This window comes from Brevundimonas sp., from assembly GCF_016463295.1.
GTDB lineage: Bacteria > Pseudomonadota > Alphaproteobacteria > Caulobacterales > Caulobacteraceae > Brevundimonas.
Genome location: NZ_JAEMRO010000114.1, coordinates 1 through 5,330 on the forward strand (window position 1 = coordinate 1; position 5,330 = coordinate 5,330).

Below are 5,330 nucleotides of genomic sequence, written 5' to 3' on the forward strand. Positions count from 1 at the left end.
TGGAGCGGGTAGACGGAATCGAACCGACATATTCAGCTTGGAAGGCTGCTGTACTACCATTGTACTATACCCGCGCGGAGACCGCCTCGGCGGTTCAGCCTCGGCAGCCGATCCGATATGGGGACCGGTTCGTCGTTTCGAAAGCGCGTGGTGGGGGAAGTAGGACTCGAACCTACGAAGCTTACGCAGGGGATTTACAGTCCCCCCCCTTTGCCACTCGGGACATTCCCCCAGCGCGTTTTCGAACCGTCGGACCGATGCGTCTTCGACCTTTCGGTCTCGGGCGCAACAAAAGCTCTACGTGTCTTGCGTCGCCTGGTTTAGGAGGGGCGCCAGACCCGAAAGCCCTCAGGGCTCCAAATCGGAGGGCGTCTTATAGTGTCGAGAAATCCAGAACGCAACGACCGGAAATCGGGTAAAAAACCGACCTTCGGAAAGATCTCTTCGCCCCGTGCCGACGGGCCCCGCAAGGACGCCAGGCCGCCGCGTGACGCCGGTCCGGACCGCAGCGGCTGGAATCCCAATCCGACGCCCAAGCCCTTTGATTCGAGACCACGTCCCTCGCGGGCGAAGGCCGATGCCGACAACTTCGTCTGGGGCCGCCATCCCGTTCTGGCGGCCCTGGCCAACCCTGCCCGCAAGGGTATGGGCCGTCTGCTGGCGACCGAGGACCGCGCCGCCGAACTGACGAAGGGCGACCTGACCCACGGCCACAAGATCGAGATCATCGACGTCCAGGCGCTGGACCGCATGCTGCCGCCCGGTGCCGTGCATCAGGGTCTGGCCTTCAAGGTCCAGCCGCTGGAGGGCGTCGCGCTTGAAGACATCGCGGGTGACGGCGGTATCATCGTCATGCTGGACCAGTTGACCGACCCCCAGAATGTCGGGGCCATCTTCCGCTCGGCCCTGGCGTTCGGCGCCAAGGGCATCGTCGTGCAGGATCGCCACTCCCCCGCCCTGGCCGGTGCCCTGGCCAAGGCCTCGGCCGGCGCGACCGAGCGACTGCCATGCGCCCGCGTGACCAATCTCAGCCGCGCGCTCGAGACCCTGGCCGATATGGGCTGGCGCGCCGTCGGCCTGGACGGCTCAGCGGAGCAGACGCTGGAGGAAGCGCTCGACGCCCGTCCCACCGTCCTGGTCATGGGCTCCGAAGGCGACGGCATCCGCCGCCTGGTCGCCGAACATTGCGACACCCTGGCGAAAATCCCCATGCCCGGCGGGTTCGAGAGCCTGAACGTCTCCAATGCGGCGGCGGTGGCGCTCTACGAAGCGTCGAAGAAACAGACCGGATAATCACTGCGGCCAATCCCCTTGGCGCATCCGCCGCGCCCCGCTAGAGAGCGAAAATGGAATTCGCAGAACTGTTTACTCCCGAAGCCTTGGCCGCCCTGGGTCAGGTGCTGATGATCGATCTGGTCCTGGCCGGCGACAATGCCGTGGCCGTGGGCCTGGCCGCCGCCGCCCTGCCCGCCGAACAGCGCCGCAAGGCCATCCTGATCGGTCTGGCCGCCGCCGTCGTCATGCGGATCGGTTTTGCCCTGATCACAGTGCAGTTGCTGGCCATCGTCGGCCTGCTGCTGGCCGGCGGCGTCCTGCTGATGTGGGTCTGCTGGAAGATGTGGCGCGAACTGCGCGAGCAGGCCACCCACGATCAGGCCGAGGCCGAGGCCGAGCTGGAACTGGCCATGCAGATCGAGCACGGCGGCGGCCCCTCGCCCGAGGAGCTGGGCATCAAGCGCAAGAGCTTCGGCGCGGCCCTGCTGCAGATCATGATCGCCGACGTGACCATGTCGCTGGACAACGTCCTGGCCGTCGCCGGCGCCGCGCACGACCACCCCTGGATCATGGTCTTCGGCCTGGTGCTGTCGATCGCCCTGATGGGTGTGGCCGCGACCTTCATCGCCAAGCTGCTGACCAAGCATCGCTGGATCGGCTATGTCGGCCTGGTCATCGTCCTGTACGTCGCCCTGCACATGATCTGGGACGGAGCCCGCTCGGTCATCGTCCGCACGGACCGCATGGCCGAGTTCAACAACGCCGCCCCCGCCTGGCTGGACATCACGCCCGAGGAAGAGGCCAAGCACCTCAAGGGCGTTCGCACCGAGGACAGCGCCCTGCCCGCCCCGGCGACGCCACAGCCGTCGGCGGCCCCGCCGGTGGCGCCACCGGTGCCCGGTGCCGAATAAGAAGAAGGCCCGGAGCGATCCGGGCCTTTCGTCTATCGAACGCGGAAATAGGCGCCGCTGATGTGGCCGTTGGCCCCACAGTAGGACGGGCCATAGGCGTCTGCCGTCAAAGCCTCCTCCTCGATCTCCAGATAGCCGTCGCGAAGCGTCGCGCGAATACGGTAGGCCGGCTCATCGCTCGTCGTGCCCTCGACCGATCGTCCGGTCGGGAGACCATCGATTTCGACCCCTTCGCACAGCCAACGCGCATTAGTCGGCTGGGCAGCCGTGGCAGCGACTCTCAGTCGGCCGCCTGCCGCGCGGGTGATCTCCACCTCTCCGGCCACATTGCGCCAGCGACCGACCAGAGTCTGTGGGCGCTCGGTCGACAGTGAGGTCAAGAAGGCCACCCGGCCGCGCATCCGGGTCGACAGGTCCGGAAAGCCTTCCCAGCGATCCCGGTTTTCAAACCATTCGTCCCTTGCGCCCAGATACCAGCGCTGGTCGCGGGCCAGGGCCTCTCGCGCGGCTGGCGGCAGGCTTCGGCGCAAACGGCCGTAGGCTTCCGCCACCCGCTGGTCCTGCGCGGCCAACCGGGGGTCAGCGCAGATGGCCTGCTCGACGGGCGTCGTCGCGCGGTCGCAGTCGAATGACGGTCCATCCTGCGGCAGAGCCAAGGCCAGGGCAAAAAAAGCGATCACGGCTCGCTCCGGCGCATTTTTGCAGCGATTTCAGGTGCCAATGTATTTTTCCTCGAAGCTGAGAAGCTGCTGGTTGCGCGCCTCGATGTGCGTGATCTCGCAATCCAGGGCATCCAGCGCGAAGGCGTTTCCGGCACCGAAAAGAACCTCCCCTGCCGCGCAGTCGGCCTCGACGAAATCCCCCCACGACGCCTGGGCCTCGGTTACAAACTGGCGAGCCTTGGCCGGTTCGGTGCCATTTTTCGGTGAGAGCCTCGCCACGGCCTGATCAATGCGCGACAGGATTGCCTGCTGCTCCGCCAGCGCCCGGTCGCGCCACTGGTCGTAGCATTCGACGGTTCCAGCAACCCGCTCGGGTTCGCGCAATCGGGGTCCGCATCCTGACCGGAAAGAACCCCGGCCGACAGAAGCATGGCGATCAGCAACATCCGACAGATCCTTCGCTAGAGGCCGAAGGATCAGGCCTGCATGGTTTCAGGGCAAGGCGACGAAACCTGACGTCGCACCGTCCTCAGGCGTCAGCGCCGCCGAACCGCTCGGACCACTCCGCGACCTGGCTGTCCTCGATCTTGGTGAACAGCACGGCGGCGGCGGCCACGGTCTGACCGCGCGGCAGCTGATTCAGCAGGGACGCATCGGCGTCGGGCCAGCTCAGATCGGTCGCCCCGACCGTGGCCGCGATCCTGGCCGCCGTGTCCGGCATGATCGGCGCGGCCAGTCTCGCGAACAGGGCCACGAGGTTCAGGCCCGTACGCACCGCCACGCCCGAACGCTCGACATCCGTCTTGAAGGCCGTCCACGGTGCCGCTTCCTGCAAATACTCATTGCCCAGCACCCAGACGGCACGCAGGGCGGCCGCCGCCTTGCGGAACTCCATGGCTTCGAACTGGGCCGTGGCCTCGGCGATGCCGGCCCGCATGTCGGCCTCCAGCTTGATCTCCAGCGGCCCCGGCTCGCCACCGTCGGGCACGACGCCGCCGAACTTGCTCTCGGCGAACTTGACGATCCGGTTGACGAAATTGCCCAGCACATCGGCCAGGTCCTTGTTCGTCGTCGACTGGAACTGCTCCCAGGTGAAGGCCGCGTCGGAATGCTCCGGCCCATAGGCCGTCAGGTGCCAGCGCCAGATGTCGGCGGGCAGCAGCTCCAGCGCCTGATCCATGAAGACCCCGCGCTTCTGGCTGGTCGAGAACTTCCCGCCGTACCAGTTCAGCCAGTTGAAGGCCTTCAGCGTATCGACTGTCTTCCACGGCTCGCCCGAACCCAGGATCGTCGCCGGGAAGCTGACGGTGTGGAAGGCGACATTGTCCTTGCCCATGAACTGGACGTAGCGGACGTCGTCCGCCCCCTCGTCCGTCCGCCACCAGTCGCGCCAGGTCCGGCCCGTCGCATCGGCCCATTCCTCGGTCGCGCCGATGTATTCGATGGGGGCGTCGAACCAGACGTAGAAGACCTTGCCCTCCATGCCCGCGCGCGGCCCGCCGTCGGGCCCCACCACCGGCACGCCCCATTTCAGGTCACGCGTGATGCCCCGATCGATCAGACCTTCGTCCAGATGCTTGTAGGCGATCGATTTGGCCAGCGGCTGCCAGTCGCTCTTGGAATCGATCCAGGCCCGGATGTCGTCCGCCAGCTTGGTCTGCAGAAGATACAGGTGGCGGGTGTCGCGGACCTCCAGATTGCGGCTGCCTGACACCGCCGAATAGGGATCGATCAGATCCGTCGGGTCCAGCAGACGCCCGCAGTTGTCGCACTGATCGCCGCGAGCCCCGACATGTCCACAGTGCGGACAGGTCCCCTCGACATAGCGGTCGGGCAGGAAGCGCGCATCGTCGACGGAATAGATCATCCGGTCGACGCGTTCCTCGATCAGGCCACGCTCTTCCAGAACCTTGGCGAAATGCTGGGTCAGGCGTTGGTTCGGCGCATTCGACGACCGGCCAAACCAGTCGTAGCTCAGGCCGAAGGCCTGGCCAGCCGCCTTCTGGATCTCGTGCTGCTCGTCGCAATAGGTGCGCACATCCTGACCGGCGGCGGCGGCGGCCAGCTCGGCCGGGGTGCCATGCTCGTCGGTGGCGCAGATATAAAGGACGTCGTGACCCTGCGCCCGCTTGAAACGCGCATAGACATCCGCCGGCAGCATGGAACCCGCGAGATTCCCCAGATGCTTGATGCCGTTGATGTACGGCAGGGCCGAGGTGATCAGGATGCGCGACATTTGCTCAGGGACTAGGTTCTAGGGATTAGGGGCTAGGGACGAATGCAATGGTTAGTGGCGAGTGCGAGACGATACCGCAACCCTGTCGCTTCCCTAGTCCCTAGAACCTGACCCCTATTCCCTGCGACGGCAGTCGCCGCGCCACCCGCACGAACCGTCCCGTCAGCAGCACCGAGGACACCAGGCTGGCGATGATCACGGCCCAGACCAGGCCATCGACGCCGATCCGGTGGGCCAGCACCCAGC

Annotated in this window: 5 protein-coding genes and 2 tRNA genes; 2 read left to right on the forward strand and 5 right to left on the reverse strand. The window is 66.1% G+C overall.

The features are described 5' to 3' along the window. Both JHC81_RS13565 and JHC81_RS13570 read right to left on the reverse strand, forming a co-directional pair. Positions 1-74 (reverse strand) — tRNA-Gly (locus JHC81_RS13565). A 74-nt stretch (positions 75-148) separates the two neighbouring features. Then, a tRNA-Tyr gene (locus JHC81_RS13570) sits at positions 149-232 on the reverse strand. 146 nt (positions 233-378) lie between these two features. Between JHC81_RS13570 and rlmB the strand changes: the two genes are divergently transcribed. Both rlmB and JHC81_RS13580 read left to right on the forward strand, forming a co-directional pair. Then, the gene (gene rlmB / locus JHC81_RS13575) at positions 379-1,293 is read left to right on the forward strand and encodes a 23S rRNA (guanosine(2251)-2'-O)-methyltransferase RlmB (protein WP_292175552.1); all 915 of its coding nucleotides are present in this window, start codon (positions 379-381) and stop codon (positions 1,291-1,293) included. A gap of 53 nt (positions 1,294-1,346) precedes the next feature. Next, on the forward strand, positions 1,347-2,186 hold the full coding sequence (locus JHC81_RS13580; RefSeq protein ID WP_292175553.1) for a TerC family protein: 840 nt from the start codon (positions 1,347-1,349) through the stop codon (positions 2,184-2,186). Positions 2,187-2,218: 32 nt separating this feature from the next. Here the strand turns inward: JHC81_RS13580 and JHC81_RS13585 are convergent, their stop codons facing one another. From JHC81_RS13585 to metG, 3 genes are all read right to left on the reverse strand, one after another. Next, the gene (locus tag JHC81_RS13585) at positions 2,219-2,866 is read right to left on the reverse strand and encodes a lysozyme inhibitor LprI family protein (RefSeq protein ID WP_292175554.1); all 648 of its coding nucleotides are present in this window, start codon (positions 2,864-2,866) and stop codon (positions 2,219-2,221) included. 30 nt (positions 2,867-2,896) lie between these two features. Further along, positions 2,897-3,232 carry a lysozyme inhibitor LprI family protein gene (locus tag JHC81_RS13590; RefSeq protein WP_292175555.1) on the reverse strand — a complete coding sequence of 112 codons (336 nt, stop codon included), beginning with the start codon at positions 3,230-3,232 and terminating at the stop codon, positions 2,897-2,899. A 145-nt stretch (positions 3,233-3,377) separates the two neighbouring features. Then, positions 3,378-5,084, reverse strand: coding sequence for a methionine--tRNA ligase (gene metG / locus JHC81_RS13595; protein ID WP_292175556.1), 1,707 nt, complete (start codon positions 5,082-5,084; stop codon positions 3,378-3,380). Positions 5,085-5,330 lie beyond the last annotated feature (246 nt).